This is a genomic window from Streptomyces synnematoformans (genome assembly GCF_039531005.1).
GTDB classification, from domain to species: Bacteria; Actinomycetota; Actinomycetes; order Streptomycetales; family Streptomycetaceae; genus Streptomyces; species Streptomyces synnematoformans.
Window position 1 is genome coordinate 1 of the sequence record NZ_BAAAPF010000763.1, and the last position, 615, is coordinate 615.

Below are 615 nucleotides of genomic sequence, written 5' to 3' on the forward strand. Positions count from 1 at the left end.
GCGGTGCGGCGCCGGCTGCGGCACGCGGTCGCCGCCGCGGCCTGCTCCGCGGTCGCGGCTACGGCGGTGGCGCTCGGGGTGGCCGCGCCGGCGCAGGCGGCGCCCGCGTCGGACGGATACCGGTACTGGTCCTTCTGGGACCGGGACGGGGACTCGTGGGTCTACGCGACCAAGGGGCCCGGCCTCGCGCGGCCCGACGACGGCGACGTGCACGGCGTGCGGTTCGCCGTCAGCGAGGAGTCCGGCGGCGGGCCCCGCCCGCGCGGCACCGCCGGCTTCGACGCCGTTTGCGGCGGCACCGAACCCGGCGACGGCGACAAGCGCGTCGCCCTCGTCATCGACTTCGGCACCGCCGCGCACGCCCCCGACGGCCAGACCCCGCCCCCCGTCCGTACCGAGTGCGCCTCCGTCCCCGGGGACGCCACCCTCGGCGACGCCCTCGCCGCCGTCGCGGAACCGCTGCGCTACGACTCGAACGGCCTGCTCTGCGCCATCGACGGCTACCCGCGCAGCGGCTGCGCCGAGCCGGTGTCCCGCAGCGGCGGCGGAGCGGGGGACGGGAGCGGGAGCGGCGACGGCGACGCTGCCGGCGAGCCGCGCGACGCGGCCGCCGCC

Annotated in this window: 1 protein-coding gene; it reads left to right on the forward strand. The window is 80.2% G+C overall.

The genetic code is table 11. The annotated features are described in order from the left end of the window. Nucleotides 1–3: 3 nt before the first annotated feature. On the forward strand, nt 4–615 hold a 612-nt coding region (locus tag ABD317_RS37570), incomplete at its 3' end, for an SCO2322 family protein (protein WP_425582544.1).